Below are 14356 nucleotides of genomic sequence, written 5' to 3'. Positions count from 1 at the left end.
TGGCTGCGGGCAGTGACGCCTCCCCGCTCGAGGAGCCGAGAGCGGGGAGGCACCCTGCCGGTGCCGGCGGGCGCACCCACCCGACGGCCACCGAAACGCCCAGCACCCCCGGGCGCCGGCAAGCCCGCCCGACACCGCCCCGGCCCCGCACGGCCTCGCTACGATGCCCCCAGAAGATCACCACCGTAAGGAGCCGCCCCATGCCCGGCGAGCCACAGGACGACTGCCTGTTCTGCAAGATCGTCGCAGGCCGCATCCCCGCGACGATCGTCCGCGAGACGGACACGACCGTCGCCTTCCGCGACATAAACCCCCAGGCGCCCACCCACGTCCTGGTGGTCCCCAAGGCCCACTACCGCGACGCCGCCGCCCTCGCCGCCGCCGCCCCGGAACTCGCCGCGGACGTGCTGCGCGAGACCCAGGCCGTCGCCGACGAGGAGCAGCTCGACAGCTACCGCATCGTCTTCAACACCGGCACCGGCGCCGGCCAGACCGTGTGGCACACCCACGCCCACGTCCTCGGCGGCCGCGGCCTCGAGTGGCCCCCCGGATAGACCGGGCGAAGACACCGTGTCCGTACGCGAACTGGTCGTCCTCGGCACCGCCAGCCAGGTCCCGACCCGGCACCGCAACCACAACGGCTATCTGCTGCGCTGGGACGGCGAGGGCATCCTGTTCGACCCCGGCGAGGGCACGCAGCGCCAGATGCTGCGCGCCGGGGTCGCCGCCCACGACCTCGACCGGATCTGCGTCACGCACTTCCACGGCGACCACAGCCTCGGCCTCGCCGGAGTGATCCAGCGCATCAACCTCGACCAGGTCCCGCACCCGGTCACCGCGCACTACCCCCGCTCGGGGCAGCGCTTCTTCGACCGTCTGCGGTACGCCACCGCCTACCGCGAGACGGTCGGGATCACCGAGGCGCCGGTCGACGCGGACGGCCCCCTGGCGGTCACCCCCGCCTACACGCTGGAGGCCCGGCGCCTCTCGCACCCCGTCGAGTCGTACGGCTACCGGCTCACCGAGCCCGACGGCCGCCGCATGCTGCCCGAGCGCCTGGCCGCGCACGGCATCACGGGCCCCGACGTCGGCCGCATCCAGCGCGAGGGCTCCCTCGGCGGGGTCCGACTGGACGAGGTCAGCGAGGTGCGCCGGGGCCAGCGGTTCGCGTTCGTCATGGACACCCGGATGTGCGCGGGGGTGCGCGAACTGGCCGAGGACTGCGACATGCTGGTCATCGAGTCCACGTTCCTGGACGAGGACGCCACGCTCGCCGCCGACCACGGCCACCTGACCGCCGGCCAGGCCGCGCGGGCCGCGCGGGAGGCGGGCGTACGCCATCTCGTGCTGACCCACTTCAGCCAGCGCTACGCGGACCCCGAGGAGTTCGAGCGGCAGGCGAGGGCGGCCGGCTACGAGGGGGAGCTGACCGTGGCCCGGGACCTCCTGAGGGTGCCGGTTCCGAAGCGCCGCTGAGACGGCCGTACGATGCTCCGATGCCCATTCCCAAAGCTGAACTGCACCTCCACGTCGAAGGCACGCTGGAACCCGAGCTGGCCTTCGAGCTCGCCACCCGCAACGGTGTGGAGCTGCCCTACGCGGACACGGACGCGCTGCGCGAGGCGTACCGGTTCGAGGACCTCCAGTCCTTCCTGGACCTGTACTACGCGCTGATGGCGGTCCTGCGCACCGAGCGGGACTTCGAGGACCTGGCCGACGCCTACCTGGCCCGCGCCGCGGAGCAGGGCGTGCGGCACGCGGAGATCTTCTTCGATCCGCAGGCGCACCTGGCCCGGGGCGTGGAGATGGGCACCGTGGTGGAGGGGCTGTGGCGGGCGCTCGGCCGCAGCCGGGAGAAGCACGGCGTCTCCACCCGGCTGATCATGTGCTTCCTGCGCGACGAGTCCGCCGAGTCGGCCCTCGAAACGCTCGACGCCGCCAAGCCGTACCTGGACCGCATCACGGGCATCGGCCTGGACTCCGCCGAGGTCGGGCATCCGCCGGCCAAGTTCCGCGAGGTGTACGAGGCCGCGGCCGCCCTCGGCCTGCGCCGGGTCGCGCACGCGGGCGAGGAGGGGCCGCCGGAGTACGTCACCGAGGCCCTGGACGTGCTCGGCGTCGAGCGGATCGACCACGGTCTGCGCTCGATGGAGGACCCGGCGCTGGTGGAGCGGCTGGTGCGCGACCGCGTACCGCTGACCCTGTGCCCGCTGTCCAACGTCCGGCTCCGCACGGTCGACACCCTCGCCGACCACCCGCTGCCGGCCATGCTGGACGCCGGACTGATGTGCACGGTCAACTCCGACGACCCGGCCTACTTCGGCGGCTACGCAGGCGACAACTTCGACGCCGTGCGCGACGCGCTCGGGCTCACCGGCGAGCGGCTGCGGGAGCTGGCCCGCAACTCCTTCCTCGCCTCCTTCCTGGAGGACGACGAGGAACTGCGGGCCCGCTGCCTGGCCGAGGTCGAGGCCTACGCGTTCCCGGCCTCCTAGGCGGGGCACCCGAGGGCGTCAGCCCGTCCCGGACCCCGGTGTGGCCGCGGCCTGCCGGGGTCCGGCCGTGTCGTAGGCGCGCTGTACCGCGGCGGCGGGGGCGTCCACGGGGATCTCCACGACCGGCTGCTCCGCGGCGCCGACCTCGGGCACGGCACCGCTGGGCGTGCCGGTGGTGGCGGCGACCAGGGCGGCCGGGGTGCCGCCGCGGCGGCGGACCGCGCCGGGCAGCAGCGGACGTCCGCCGGTGTGCAGGGCGACGGCCGTCATCGGCACGGCGACCAGCAGCAGCCCGGCGCCCAGGATCAGGCCCATGCCCCGGTAGCCGGCCTCGGCCGACAGCACACTGCCGGTCAGCGGGCCGGCCGCCGTCCCCAGCGAGGACGCCGAACCGACGAACACCGCCCACCGGCCGCGCGGGTCCAGCGAGGCCGCGAGACCGATCAGGTACGACAGCACCACCGGGTACAGGGTGTTCCAGGCGATCTCGCCGGTGGCGAAGGACGCGGGTGAGGTCGCGGACGCGCTCAGCGCGATGCAGCAGGCGATGAGCACCGTGCCCGCCCCGATGGGCACGGCACGGCCGAGCCGCGAGCCCAGCAGGCCCGCCGCCAGCACGCCCACGAGTCCCGCGCCGAGGGCCACGGCGAAGACGGCACCGAGGGCGGCGTCGCCCAGGTGCGCCTGCGTCAGACCGATCCGGCCGCTGACGCCCCACAGCGAGTTCTGCGCCATGGACCAGCACAGCACGGTGGCCGCGAGGACCGGGCCGGAGCGGCGGCGGGGGAGCGGCGCCGTGGTCTCGTGCGCGGCCGGGGAGGCGGCCGTCCCGCCCGGCAGACGGCCCGTCAGCGGCCACACGGCGAGCACGGTGAGCGCGATCGCGGCCAGCGGCAGCCCGTGCGCCGGACCGAGGTGAGGAACCGTCAGGTACACCGCGCCGGCCAGCGCGGACACGCTCAGCAGGCCCATGGTGGAGGCCCGGTGCGGGTCGCGTTCGGCGGCGATCCGGGTGGCGGCGACCGTGGTGGCCGTACCCGACCCGAAGCCTCCGGCGACCGCGCCGGCGACGACCAGCCAGACGGTGGTGGTGAGCGCGGCGGTGCCGTAGCCGAGCGCGGCCAGGGCCAGCCCGGCCCGGGCGGCCGTCCGGGCGCCGATCCGCGGCAGCCGGGAGGCCAGCACGAAGCCCGCGCTCGCCGAGCTCAGCAGCAGCGCGCTGCCGACGGCGCCCGCCTGAGTGGCGGTCAGGGAGAGGCTGGTGCCGAGTCTGCCGACGGTGGTGGGCAGCAGATAGGCGGGCAGGTACCCGGCCGTGAAAAGGGCGACGAGGGGCCAGGGGGTGGTGCGGCGGGCGAACACGGGCGTTCCCAGGGCATGCGAAAGGGACGTGGGAGGGGGAGGGGGCGACGACCGTCGACGGACAGGAACGCGCGCGCAATTTGTATCAAGCGCGAGGAGCACCGAAACAGGCGAGGGGGTGTGAACTGAATCACACATGAGTTTGTGATCTCGGGGACTGGGTAGCAGTGGGCGTCCACGCCCGTGAGCGGGGCCGTGAACGGCCGGCGACGCCGCCCCGCGCGGTGGTCCGGCACCACGGGGCGCGACGGCGCCGGGTTGCCCGCGGCGTGGTGCACACTGGCCTGATCCGCACCATGCCAGGGAGCGCACCGTGACAGCGTCCTCCGTGTCCACCGCGTCCGACGTGACCGTCATGACCTCCGTGTCCGCCGACGAGCGGACCCACCGCCCCCCGCCGGGCGACGGCTCGCACCGGCACGCGCAGGCCGATCCGCTGGCCGCCCTGCGCACCCCCCAGGACCCGCCCTGGGACGTCTACCTGACCGGCACGGTCTTCCTGGACCTCATCTTCACCGGACTCGACTCCGCCCCCGTGCGCGGAACCGAGTCCTGGGCCCGCGGCATGGGGTCGAGCCCGGGCGGCGTGGCCAACATGGCGACCGCGCTGGCCCGCCTCGGCCTGCGCACCTCGCTGGCCGCTGCCTTCGGCGACGACCACTACGGCGACTACTGCTGGGACGCCCTCGCGCAGGGCGAGGGCATCGACCTGACCCCCTCGCGCACCGTGCCCGGCTGGCACTCGCCGGTGACGGTCTCGATGGCGTACGAGGGGGAGCGCACGATGGTCTCCCACGGCCACGAGCCCCCGCCCGAGGAGCCGTCCCCCGACTGCCCGCCCCGTGCGCGTGCCGCCGTCGCCTCCCTCACACCCGGCGTGAGCGCCCCCTGGATCGCGCAGGCCGCCGCGCGGGGCACCCGCGTCTTCGCCGACGTGGGCTGGGACGACACCGGCGCCTGGGACCTGTCCGGGCTGGCCGACCTCAAGCACTGCGAGGCGTTCCTGCCGAACGCCGAGGAGGCCATGCGCTACACGGGCGCCACCTGTCCCCGCGCCGCCGCGCACGCCCTGACCGCGCACGTACCGCTCGCCGTGGTCACGCTCGGCGCGGAGGGTGCCTACGCGGTGGACGGGCGCACGGGGGAGAGCGCCGAGGTCCCGGCCATCGCCGTGGAGGCCCTGGACCCGACCGGCGCGGGGGACGTGTTCGTCGCCGGGTTCGTCACCGGCACCCTGGCCGGCTGGCCGCTCGCCGACCGCCTGGCCTTCGCCGGGCTGACGGCGGCCCTGTCGGTGCAGGAGTTCGGCGGATCGCTGTCGGCGCCGGGGTGGTCCGAGATCGCGACCTGGTGGCGCAAGGTCCAGTCGGTGCCGGGCCAGGACCCGGCGGCGCTGCGCCGGTACGCGTTCCTGGCGGACCTCGTCCCCGACGAGCCGGTCAGGCCGTGGCCGCTGCGCCGCGCGGTCCCCACGATCGGCTTCCGCCGCCCGGCGTGACCGCGTCCGTCCGGCCGGGCCGGGCCGGGCCGGGGAGCCTCAGAAGCCGAGCCGCCGGAGCTGCTTCGGGTCGCGCTGCCAGTCCTTGGCGACCTTGACGTGCAGGTCGAGGAAGACCGGGGTGCCGAGCAGGGCCTCGATCTGCTTGCGGGACTTGATGCCGACGTCCTTCAGGCGCTTGCCCTTGGGGCCGATGATGATGCCCTTCTGGCTGGGACGCTCGATGAAGACGTTGGCGTGGATGTCCAGGAGCGGCTTGTCGGCGGGCCGGTCCTCGCGCGGCAGCATCTCCTCCACCACCACGGCGATGGAGTGCGGCAGCTCGTCGCGCACGCCCTCCAGCGCGGCCTCGCGGATCAGCTCGGCCACCATGACCTGCTCGGGCTCGTCGGTGAGGTCGCCCTCGGGATAGAGCGCGGGCCCCTCGGGCAGCAGCGGGGTCAGCAGATCGGCGAGCAGGCCGACCTGCTTGTTCGCGGTGGCCGACACCGGGACGATCTCCGCCCAGGTGATGCCCAGTTCCTCGCCGAGCCGGTCGATGGCGATGAGCTGCGCGGCGAGGGTCTTGCCGTCCACCAGGTCGGTCTTGGTGACGATCGCGACCTTCGGGGTCTTCTTGATCCCGGCCAGCTCCTTGGCGATGAAGCGGTCACCGGGGCCCAGCTTCTCGTTCGCCGGGAGGCAGAAGCCGATGACGTCCACCTCGGCCCACGTCGTGCGCACGACGTCGTTCAGCCGCTCGCCCAGCAGGGTGCGCGGCTTGTGCAGCCCCGGGGTGTCGACCAGGATGAGCTGGGCGTCCTCCCGGTGCACGATGCCCCGCACGGTGTGCCGGGTGGTCTGCGGGCGGTTGGAGGTGATCGCCACCTTCTGCCCGACCAGAGCGTTCGTGAGAGTGGACTTGCCGGCGTTGGGGCGGCCCACGAAGCAGGCGAAGCCGGCCCGGTGGACAGCCTCGGCCGGCTTTTCGGATGACTGGGTACGAACGCTCATGGCGCCCATTGTCCCTGATCCCCGGAGCCCCGCCGTACCACCGCCGTGCACGGGCCGGCGGGAGGGGCCGCGTCAGCCAGCGTCCACCGTGGCACGCACGGTCCCGTCCGGTGAGGCGAGGAACACCGGTGTCCCCGCGCCGCCCAGGTCGCCGACGGCCGCCAGGTCCTCGGCCGACGCCGACTCCGCCTCGGTCACCACGGCCGCCGCCTCCAGCGACGTCGCCCCGGACGCCACCGCCATCGCCACCGCGGTCCTGAGCGCGCTGAGCTTCAGCGAGGCCAGGCCGACGGTCCCGGCGACGTACGTGCGGCCGGTCTCGTCGCGTACGGCGGCGCCCTCCAGGACGCCGTTGCGGGCGCGGGCGGAGCGGGCCAGGGTGACGATCTTGCGGTCCTCGGGGCCGAGGGCGGTGATGTCGGTCATGGTCAGAGCATACGGAGGCACCGCGGCGCCCATCCCGCCACCGGGTACGTCGTCCGGCGGCGGGGCCTCAGGGCCGGTCCAGGCGGAGCCGTTCCGCGCGCGGCAGACCCGCGACGACCAGGTCGTAGGAGTCCTCGATCAGCTCCCGGACGAGGCGGTCCGGGAGCCCGCCGTCCACGGCCACCGTGTTCCAGTGCCGCTTGTTCATGTGCCAGCCGGGCACGATCAGCCCCTCGTGCTCGCGGCGCAGCCGGATCGCGTCGTCCGGGTCGCACTTGAGGTTGACCGTGAGCGGGCGCGCGTCGAGGGCGGTCAGCGCGAACATCCTGCCGCCCACCTTGAAGACCGAGGTCTCCGGGTTGAAGGGGAAGTCCTCCACCGCCGCGTCGAAGGAGAGGCAGAACGCGCGCAGCCGCCCGGGAGTCACTCCACCGCCTCCCGGTCGCCGGACCGCGCGGCGGGCACCGGCTCCACCAGCACCGTGACGATCTTGTTGCGGCGGCCCGCGGCGGCCTCCGCCGTCAGCCGCAGCCCGCGCCCGTCGGGCAGTTCGACCACCGAGGTGGCCCCGGCGATCGGCACCCGGCCGAGCGCCTTGGCCAGCAGACCGCCGACGGTCTCCACGTCCTCGTCGTCGAACTCCTCCAGCCCGTACAGCTCGCCCAGGTCGCCGATGTCCAGGCGGGAGGTGACCCGGTAGCGGCCCTCGCCCAGCTCCTCCACGGGCGGCAGCTCACGGTCGTACTCGTCGGTGATCTCGCCGACGATCTCCTCCAGGACGTCCTCGATGGTGACGATGCCGGCCGTGCCGCCGTACTCGTCGATGACGACGGCGACGTGGTTGTGCTCCTTCTGCATCTCGCGCAGCAGGTCGCCGGCGTTCTTGGTGTCGGGCACGAAGAACGCCGGGCGCATCGCCGTGGACACGAGGTCGCCCTCCGCCTCACGGCTGATGTGCGTCTTGCGGACGAGGTCCTTGAGGTACACGATGCCGACGATGTCGTCCTCGCTGTCACCCGTGACCGGTATCCGGGAGAAGCCGGAGCGCAGGGCGAGGGTGAGGGCCTGGCGGATGGTCTTGTAGCGCTCGATGACCACGAGGTCGGTGCGCGGCACCATGACCTCCCGCACGAGCGTGTCGCCCAGCTCGAACACCGAGTGCACCATGCGGCGCTCCTCGGCCTCGATCAGCGACTCCTTCTCGGCCAGGTCGACCAGCGCCCGCAGCTCCGCCTCGGAGGCGAAGGGGCCGCGGCGGAAGCCCTTGCCCGGGGTGAGCGCGTTGCCGAGGAGGATCAGCAGCGACGGGATCGGGCCCATCACCCGGTCCAGCGGCACCAGCACGTACGCCGCGGCCGTCGCCGTGTTCACCGGATGCTGGCGCCCGATGGTCCGCGGGGAGACCCCCACGGCCACGTACGACACCAGCACCATCACCGCGATGGCGACGACCAGCGCCTCACCGGTCCCGTCGAACTGCTTCAGGCAGGCGTACGTGACCAGCGCGGCGGCGGCCATCTCGCAGGCGACGCGGACCAGCAGCGCCACGTTGAGGTAGCGCGTCGGGTCGGCGGCGACCTTGGCCAGCCGGGCGCTGCCGCGCCGCCCGGAGCGCACCGCCTCCTCGGCGCGGAAGCCGGACACCCGCGCGAGGCCCGCCTCCGCGCAGGCGGCGAGCCAGGCGACCACCACCAGGGCGACGGCTCCGGCTACGAGCGGGAGGCTCATGAGACGGTCGGGGCCGGGGACGGGCCGGTCAGGCCCTTCTCCGCACGCCATCCGTCCACGATGGCCGCCTGGAGGCCGAACATCTCGGCCTTCTCGTCGGGCTCCTCGTGGTCGTAGCCGAGCAGGTGCAGCACCCCGTGGACGGTGAGGAGCTGGAGCTCCTCGTCCATGGAGTGCCGCGTCGCCGCGTCGGCGCCCTGCTTGGCGGCGACCTCCGGGCACAGCACGATGTCGCCGAGCAGCCCCTGCGGCGGCTCGTCGTCGTCCTTCGACGGGGGCCGCAGCTCGTCCATCGGGAAGGACATGACGTCCGTGGGGCCGGGCAGGTCCATCCACTGGACGTGGAGCTGCTCCATGGCGTCGGCGTCCACGACGATCACCGAGAGCTCGGAGAGCGGGTGGATGCGCATCCGCGCGAGCGCGTAGCGGGCGATGTCGAGGATCGCCTGCTCGTCGACCTCGGTTCCGGACTCGTTGTTGACGTCGATCGACATGGTCGTGCTGGTCTACTTCCCCTTGGCCTTGGCACCGCTTGTCGGTGTCCGGCCGCCGTTGTGGCCGCCGTTCTCGGTGCCGTTCCTGCTGTCGTACTGCTCGTAGGCGTCGACGATACGGCCCACCAGCTTGTGCCGGACGACGTCGTGGGACGTGAGCCGGGAGAAGTGGACGTCCTCGACGCCCTCCAGGATCTCCTGGACCTGTCGCAGACCGGACTTGGTGCCGCCGGGCAGGTCGACCTGCGTCACGTCGCCCGTGATCACGATCTTCGAGTCGAAGCCGAGGCGGGTGAGGAACATCTTCATCTGCTCGGGGCTCGTGTTCTGCGCCTCGTCCAGGATGATGAAGGCGTCGTTCAGCGTCCGGCCGCGCATGTACGCGAGCGGCGCCACCTCGATCGTCCCGGCCGCCATCAGCCGCGGGATCGAGTCCGGGTCGAGCATGTCGTGCAGCGCGTCGTACAGCGGGCGCAGATACGGGTCGATCTTCTCGTAGAGCGTGCCCGGCAGGAAGCCGAGCCGCTCGCCGGCCTCGACCGCCGGACGGGTCAGGATGATGCGGTTGACCTGCTTGGACTGCAGGGCCTGCACCGCCTTCGCCATCGCCAGGTAGGTCTTGCCGGTGCCCGCCGGACCGATCCCGAAGACGACCGTGTGCTTGTCGATCGCGTCGACGTAGCGCTTCTGGTTCAGCGTCTTGGGACGGATCGTGCGGCCGCGCGAGGACAGGATGTTCTGCGTGAGCACCTCGGCCGGGGTCTCCTGGCCGTCGCTCTCCCCGTTCTCGCTCGCCTTGAGCATGGCGATCGAGCGTTCCACTGCGTCCTCCGTCATCGGCTGCCCCGTGCGCAGCACCAGCATCATCTCGTCGAACACGCGCTGGATCAGGGCGACCTCATGGGCGTCGCCGACCGCGCTGATCTCGTTTCCCCGGACGTGGATGTCGGCCGCCGGGAAGGCCGTCTCGATCACGCGCAGGAGGGAGTCGCCTGACCCCAGCACCGTGACCATGGGGTGCCGGGCGGGGACCGTGAACTGTGCTCTCGCCTGCCCCTGCGCGGGGGTGTGAGCTGAGGGTGTCTGAGTCATGGGCCGGCGCTCGAGGCCTGCATGTCCTCCTCTGCGGCGTGTGCCGCGTGACGGGTGTGTCTGCTGTCTCCAGCGTACGACTCCACCGGCGGCCGCACCGAGGGCTTTTCCGGGCCGCCCGCCGCCGGGGACCGCCGCTCACCGCTGGGCGCGGACCAGGTCCCGGTGCCAGCGGTAGGACGCCTCGGGCGTGCGGGCCGGGGTGGCGAAGTCCACGCGCACCGGCCCGAAGCGCCGCGCTAGCCCTCGGCCCACTCGAAGTTGTCCAGCAGCGACCACAGTGGAACGGCGTCGGCACCGGGCGGATCCCCGCCGCGCACAGCTCGTCCACCAGGCGGTCGTGGAGGCCGAGGCCGCCGGGGGAGTTCACCCGCGCCCAGGAGAGCGAGAAGCGGTACGCGTCCAGGCCGGCCAGCAGCGCCACGTCCTCGCGGTGGCGGTGGCAGTGGTCGCAGGCCACCGCCGCCGTCGAGCCGTCCCTCACCCGCCCCGGCTCGTCCGTGAACGCGTCCCACACCGAGCGTTCGCGCAGCTCCGCCGCGCCCTGGATCTGGTGCGCCGAGGTCGACACGCCCCACAGGAAGCCGTCCGGGAAGCGGGGTACCGGGTTCGTCGCCATGCGCGGATCGTCCGTACCCGCGGTAATGGAAGTCGACGCCCGTGCGCGGCGACGGCGTTACGCGCCCTCCTTCAGCACCCGCGAGATCAGCCTGCGCTGCTCGTCCGTCAGCCGGGGGTCGGACGCGTAGACCGTCTTCCCGTCCACGGTGATCTGGTAGCTGAAGCCGTCCGGCACCCCCACCGGCGGGGTGCCCCGGCCGTCCGCGACGGCCCGCTCCGCCAGGGCGTGCCACTCGGCCGCGTCGGAGCGTCCCGCGGTGTCGACCTCCGCGTGGCGTTCGATGCCCGCGAAGCCTCCTGTGCGCCTCACCTGAATCCGCATGGGACCGTGTCTAGTACGGAACTACAGCGTGCGCACCCCGACCTGTTCCCATGCCTTGCCCACCGCCTCCAGCTCGTCCGCGTCGCCGTAGCGCTCGCGGGCGGCCTTCACCGTCAGCGTCGCGAAGTCCGTGAACGACGCGTCCTCGCGCAGCTCGCCCCCCGTCAGCACGTCGTACCAGACCTGTCCGGCCCGCTCCCAGGCGTTGCCGCCCAGCTCCTTGGCGAAGAGGTAGAAGGCGTGGTTGGGGATGCCGGAGTTGATGTGCACGCCGCCGTTGTCGCGGCCGGTGCGCACGTAGTCGTCCATCGTCGCGGGCTGCGGGTCCTTGCCGAGGACGTCGTCGTCGTACGCCGTGCCCGGCGCCTTCATCGAGCGCAGCGCCACTCCCGTCACCCGCGGGGCGAGCAGCCCGGCGCCGATCAGCCAGTCGGCCTCGGAGGCGCTCTGGCCGAGCGAGTACTGCTTGATGAGGGAGCCGAAGACGTCCGACACCGACTCGTTCAGCGCGCCGGGCTGGCCGTAGTACGTCAGGTTGGCGGTGTGCTGCGTGACACCGTGGGCCAGCTCGTGGCCGATCACGTCCACGGGGATGGTGAAGTCGAGGAAGATCTCCCCGTCCCCGTCGCCGAAGACCATCTGCTCGCCGTTCCAGAAGGCGTTGTTGTACTCGCGGTCGTAGTGCACCGTCGCGTCCAGCGGCAGCCCGGCGCCGTCGATGGAGTCGCGCCGGTACGCCTTCAGGAACAGCTCGAAGGTGGCGCCGAGCCCCGCGTAGGCGCGGTTGACCGTGGCGTCACGGCCCGGCTCGTCGCCCTCGCCGCGCACCTTGCGACCGGGCAGGTCGGTGCCGTGCCGGGCGTCGAAGATCGTGCGGTGCGGCTTGCCGGCCTCGGCGCCGGCGCGCGGGGTCACGGTGGGGGCGCCGATGACGGTGGTCAGGCCGCGGCGGGTGCGTTCGGCGGCGTCGCGCTGGAGGGTGCGGCGCGCGGGCCCGGCGAGCACCGGGTCCTCGTTCCGGGCGAGCCGGTCGAGGACGTGGGGCGGCACGATGGCGCAGAAGACGGGCTGGAAGCCCCCGTTGGTCGTCATGTCCGGAACCATCGCACTCCGTGACCGTGCTGTCACTACTCGCAACCACGATCGGCGCAAAGCGCCGCCGCGACGGCCCGGCGGGCACCCGGAAGTGGTATACGGCACTTTTTGTCCCGGTTCCCTCCCTGGTCCCGCATACTGATACGCACCCGCGTGACCGGCGCGGCTCGGTTAAGGTGCTGGGCATCATGCGATTCGGGCTGCTTCTCCTTAGCTGCCGCGGCGAGGGCCTGTAGAGGCCGACTCCCTCCCCGCGGTGCTTGGTGATGCGCGTCGGCCGTCCTTCCGGACACGCGGACACCGCGGACATCAAGAGGAGCCCACGCGACCATGGCCAACCGCCAGCAGCCCAGTTCGATGCCGACCACCAAGTACCGCGGCTACGAGCAGGTCGACATCCCCGACCGCACCTGGCCGAACCAGCGCATCACCACCGCCCCCCGCTGGCTCTCCACCGACCTGCGCGACGGCAACCAGGCACTGATCGACCCCATGTCGCCCGCCCGCAAGCGCGCGATGTTCGACCTGCTGGTCAAGATGGGCTACAAGGAGATCGAGGTCGGCTTCCCGGCCTCCGGCCAGACCGACTACGACTTCGTACGCTCGATCATCGAGGACCCGGACGCGATCCCGGACGACGTCACGATCTCCGTACTGACCCAGGCCCGTGAGGACCTGATCGAGCGCACGGTGGAGTCCCTGAAGGGCGCCAGGCGGGCCACCGTCCACCTGTACAACGCCACCGCCCCGGTCTTCCGCCGCGTCGTCTTCCGCGGCTCGCGGGACGACATCAAGCAGATCGCCGTCGACGGCACCCGGCTGGTCATGGAGTACGCCGAGAAACTGCTGGGCCCCGAGACCGAGTTCGGCTACCAGTACAGCCCCGAGATCTTCACCGACACCGAGCTGGACTTCGCCCTGGAGGTCTGCGAGGCGGTGATGGACACCTACCAGCCCGGTCCCGGCCGCGAGATCATCCTGAACCTGCCCGCCACGGTGGAGCGTTCGACGCCGTCCACGCACGCCGACCGCTTCGAGTGGATGCACCGCAACCTCTCCCGCCGCGAGTACGTCTGCCTGTCCGCCCACCCGCACAACGACCGCGGCACCGCCGTCGCGGCGGCCGAACTGGCCGTGATGGCCGGCGCCGACCGCGTCGAGGGCTGCCTGTTCGGGCAGGGCGAGCGCACCGGCAACGTCGACCTGGTCACCCTGGGCATGAACCTGTTCTCCCAGGGCGTCGACCCGCAGATCGACTTCTCCGACATCGACGAGATCCGCCGTACGTGGGAGTACTGCAACCAGATGGAGGTCCACCCGCGCCACCCGTACGTGGGCGACCTGGTCTACACGTCCTTCTCCGGCTCCCACCAGGACGCCATCAAGAAGGGCTTCGACGCGATGGAGGCCGACGCGAAGGCCCGGGGCGTCACGGTGGACGACATCGAGTGGGCCGTGCCGTACCTGCCCATCGACCCCAAGGACGTCGGCCGCTCCTACGAGGCGGTCATCCGCGTCAACTCGCAGTCCGGCAAGGGCGGCATCGCCTACGTCCTGAAGAACGACCACAAGCTGGACCTGCCGCGCCGGATGCAGATCGAGTTCTCGAAGATCATCCAGGCGAAGACGGACGCCGAGGGCGGCGAGATCACCCCGGCGGCCATCTGGGACGTCTTCCAGGACGAGTACCTGCCCAACCCCGACAACCCCTGGGGCCGCATCCAGGTCGCCAACGGCCAAACCACGACCGACCGCGACGGCGTCGACACGCTCACCGTCGAGGCCACGGTCGACGGCACGGAGAGCACCCTCGTCGGCTCCGGCAACGGCCCGATCTCGGCGTTCTTCCACGCGCTGCAGGGCATCGGCATCGACGTGCGCCTGCTGGACTACCAGGAGCACACGATGAGCGAGGGCGCTTCCGCGCAGGCCGCCTCCTACATCGAGTGCGCCATCGGCGACAAGGTCCTGTGGGGCATCGGAATCGACGCGAACACCACGCGCGCCTCGCTGAAGGCGGTCGTCTCCGCCGTCAACCGCGCGTCTCGCTGACCAGCCCAATCGGTGGTTTGAGGCCCCGCTCGCCCACAACAGGCGGGCGGGGCCCCGTCATATACCGGCCATCTCCACGGAGAGGTCACGGAAAGGTCTCCTCCGGGGTACTGACTCCACGTCGGCGATGTGGCTAACATCACGCAGGCGCGGCGACGTGGCCGCGCGGTTACGGAGG

Annotated in this window: 14 protein-coding genes and 1 pseudogene; 5 read left to right on the top strand and 10 right to left on the bottom strand. The window is 72.3% G+C overall.

Going from position 1 to position 14356, the window contains the following annotated elements:
- Positions 1-200 precede the first annotated feature (200 nt).
- The 3 genes from ACH499_RS03320 to ACH499_RS03310 are packed head-to-tail and all read left to right on the top strand — an operon-like array spanning position 201 to position 2495.
- Positions 201-554, top strand: a complete 354-nt coding sequence (locus ACH499_RS03320; RefSeq protein ID WP_356196852.1) for a histidine triad nucleotide-binding protein — start codon at positions 201-203, stop codon at positions 552-554.
- A gap of 16 nt (positions 555-570) precedes the next feature.
- Positions 571-1476, top strand: a complete 906-nt coding sequence (locus ACH499_RS03315) for a ribonuclease Z (RefSeq protein ID WP_399013536.1) — start codon at positions 571-573, stop codon at positions 1474-1476.
- A gap of 20 nt (positions 1477-1496) precedes the next feature.
- Positions 1497-2495 (top strand): adenosine deaminase, encoded by a 999-nt coding sequence (locus ACH499_RS03310; RefSeq protein WP_356196856.1) that lies wholly within the window; start codon positions 1497-1499, stop codon positions 2493-2495.
- Positions 2496-2513: 18 nt separating this feature from the next.
- Here the strand turns inward: ACH499_RS03310 and ACH499_RS03305 are convergent, their stop codons facing one another.
- Positions 2514-3857, bottom strand: a complete 1344-nt coding sequence (locus ACH499_RS03305; RefSeq protein ID WP_399013535.1) for an MFS transporter — start codon at positions 3855-3857, stop codon at positions 2514-2516.
- A 313-nt stretch (positions 3858-4170) separates the two neighbouring features.
- Here ACH499_RS03305 and ACH499_RS03300 point away from each other — a divergent pair, with 313 nt between their 5' ends.
- A complete protein-coding gene (locus ACH499_RS03300) occupies positions 4171-5355 on the top strand; it encodes a carbohydrate kinase family protein (protein ID WP_399013534.1) in 1185 nt (394 codons plus the stop codon).
- A 39-nt stretch (positions 5356-5394) separates the two neighbouring features.
- Here the strand turns inward: ACH499_RS03300 and era are convergent, their stop codons facing one another.
- The 9 genes and pseudogenes from era to ACH499_RS03255 all read right to left on the bottom strand — a co-directional run bounded on the left by era (position 5395) and on the right by ACH499_RS03255 (position 12123).
- Complete coding sequence (gene era / locus ACH499_RS03295) at positions 5395-6348, bottom strand: GTPase Era (RefSeq protein WP_356196862.1); 954 nt, start codon at positions 6346-6348, stop codon at positions 5395-5397.
- A gap of 72 nt (positions 6349-6420) precedes the next feature.
- Positions 6421-6774 carry a cytidine deaminase gene (locus ACH499_RS03290; protein WP_399013531.1) on the bottom strand — a complete coding sequence of 118 codons (354 nt, stop codon included), beginning with the start codon at positions 6772-6774 and terminating at the stop codon, positions 6421-6423.
- A 67-nt stretch (positions 6775-6841) separates the two neighbouring features.
- Positions 6842-7201, bottom strand: a complete 360-nt coding sequence (locus ACH499_RS03285; RefSeq protein WP_399013529.1) for an MmcQ/YjbR family DNA-binding protein — start codon at positions 7199-7201, stop codon at positions 6842-6844.
- Positions 7198-8502 (bottom strand): hemolysin family protein, encoded by a 1305-nt coding sequence (locus ACH499_RS03280; protein WP_356196868.1) that lies wholly within the window; start codon positions 8500-8502, stop codon positions 7198-7200. Before ACH499_RS03280 ends, ACH499_RS03285 begins: the two co-directional genes overlap by 4 nt.
- Positions 8499-8996, bottom strand: a complete 498-nt coding sequence (ybeY, locus tag ACH499_RS03275) for an rRNA maturation RNase YbeY (RefSeq protein ID WP_356196870.1) — start codon at positions 8994-8996, stop codon at positions 8499-8501. The genes ACH499_RS03280 and ybeY overlap by 4 nt, the downstream gene beginning before the upstream one ends.
- 12 nt (positions 8997-9008) lie before the next feature.
- The gene (locus tag ACH499_RS03270) at positions 9009-10088 is read right to left on the bottom strand and encodes a PhoH family protein (protein WP_356196871.1); all 1080 of its coding nucleotides are present in this window, start codon (positions 10086-10088) and stop codon (positions 9009-9011) included.
- Between the two features lie 245 nt (positions 10089-10333).
- Positions 10334-10707: pseudogene (locus ACH499_RS03265) on the bottom strand (family 1 glycosylhydrolase); the annotation flags it as partial.
- A 57-nt stretch (positions 10708-10764) separates the two neighbouring features.
- Positions 10765-11031: a protealysin inhibitor emfourin gene (locus ACH499_RS03260; protein WP_356196874.1), complete on the bottom strand. Its 267-nt coding sequence runs from the start codon at positions 11029-11031 to the stop codon at positions 10765-10767.
- A 21-nt stretch (positions 11032-11052) separates the two neighbouring features.
- Positions 11053-12123, bottom strand: a complete 1071-nt coding sequence (locus ACH499_RS03255; RefSeq protein WP_356196877.1) for a M4 family metallopeptidase — start codon at positions 12121-12123, stop codon at positions 11053-11055.
- Positions 12124-12456: 333 nt separating this feature from the next.
- Between ACH499_RS03255 and leuA the strand changes: the two genes are divergently transcribed.
- Positions 12457-14178, top strand: coding sequence for a 2-isopropylmalate synthase (leuA, locus tag ACH499_RS03250; protein ID WP_356196879.1), 1722 nt, complete (start codon positions 12457-12459; stop codon positions 14176-14178).
- The last annotated feature ends 178 nt before the right edge of the window (positions 14179-14356 follow it).

Source organism: Streptomyces sp. NPDC018947, from assembly GCF_044390505.1.
Lineage (GTDB): Bacteria > Actinomycetota > Actinomycetes > Streptomycetales > Streptomycetaceae > Streptomyces.
The sequence above is the reverse complement of the archived record's forward strand: the minus strand, read 5'-3'. Positions and strand labels throughout refer to the sequence as shown.

What these genes read in the sequence shown, in the direction of transcription:
- leuA (WP_356196879.1), top strand. Translation starts at nt 12,457, where the DNA reads ATGGCCAACCGCCAGCAGCCCAGTTCGATGCCGACCACCAAGTACCGC.
- ACH499_RS03320 (WP_356196852.1), top strand. Translation starts at nt 201, where the DNA reads ATGCCCGGCGAGCCACAGGACGACTGCCTGTTCTGCAAGATCGTCGCA.
- ybeY (WP_356196870.1), bottom strand. Translation starts at nt 8,996, where the DNA reads ATGTCGATCGACGTCAACAACGAGTCCGGAACCGAGGTCGACGAGCAG.
- ACH499_RS03290 (WP_399013531.1), bottom strand. Translation starts at nt 6,774, where the DNA reads ATGACCGACATCACCGCCCTCGGCCCCGAGGACCGCAAGATCGTCACC.
- ACH499_RS03310 (WP_356196856.1), top strand. Translation starts at nt 1,497, where the DNA reads ATGCCCATTCCCAAAGCTGAACTGCACCTCCACGTCGAAGGCACGCTG.
- era (WP_356196862.1), bottom strand. Translation starts at nt 6,348, where the DNA reads ATGAGCGTTCGTACCCAGTCATCCGAAAAGCCGGCCGAGGCTGTCCAC.
- ACH499_RS03280 (WP_356196868.1), bottom strand. Translation starts at nt 8,502, where the DNA reads ATGAGCCTCCCGCTCGTAGCCGGAGCCGTCGCCCTGGTGGTGGTCGCC.
- ACH499_RS03270 (WP_356196871.1), bottom strand. Translation starts at nt 10,088, where the DNA reads ATGACTCAGACACCCTCAGCTCACACCCCCGCGCAGGGGCAGGCGAGA.
- ACH499_RS03260 (WP_356196874.1), bottom strand. Translation starts at nt 11,031, where the DNA reads ATGCGGATTCAGGTGAGGCGCACAGGAGGCTTCGCGGGCATCGAACGC.
- ACH499_RS03255 (WP_356196877.1), bottom strand. Translation starts at nt 12,123, where the DNA reads ATGACGACCAACGGGGGCTTCCAGCCCGTCTTCTGCGCCATCGTGCCG.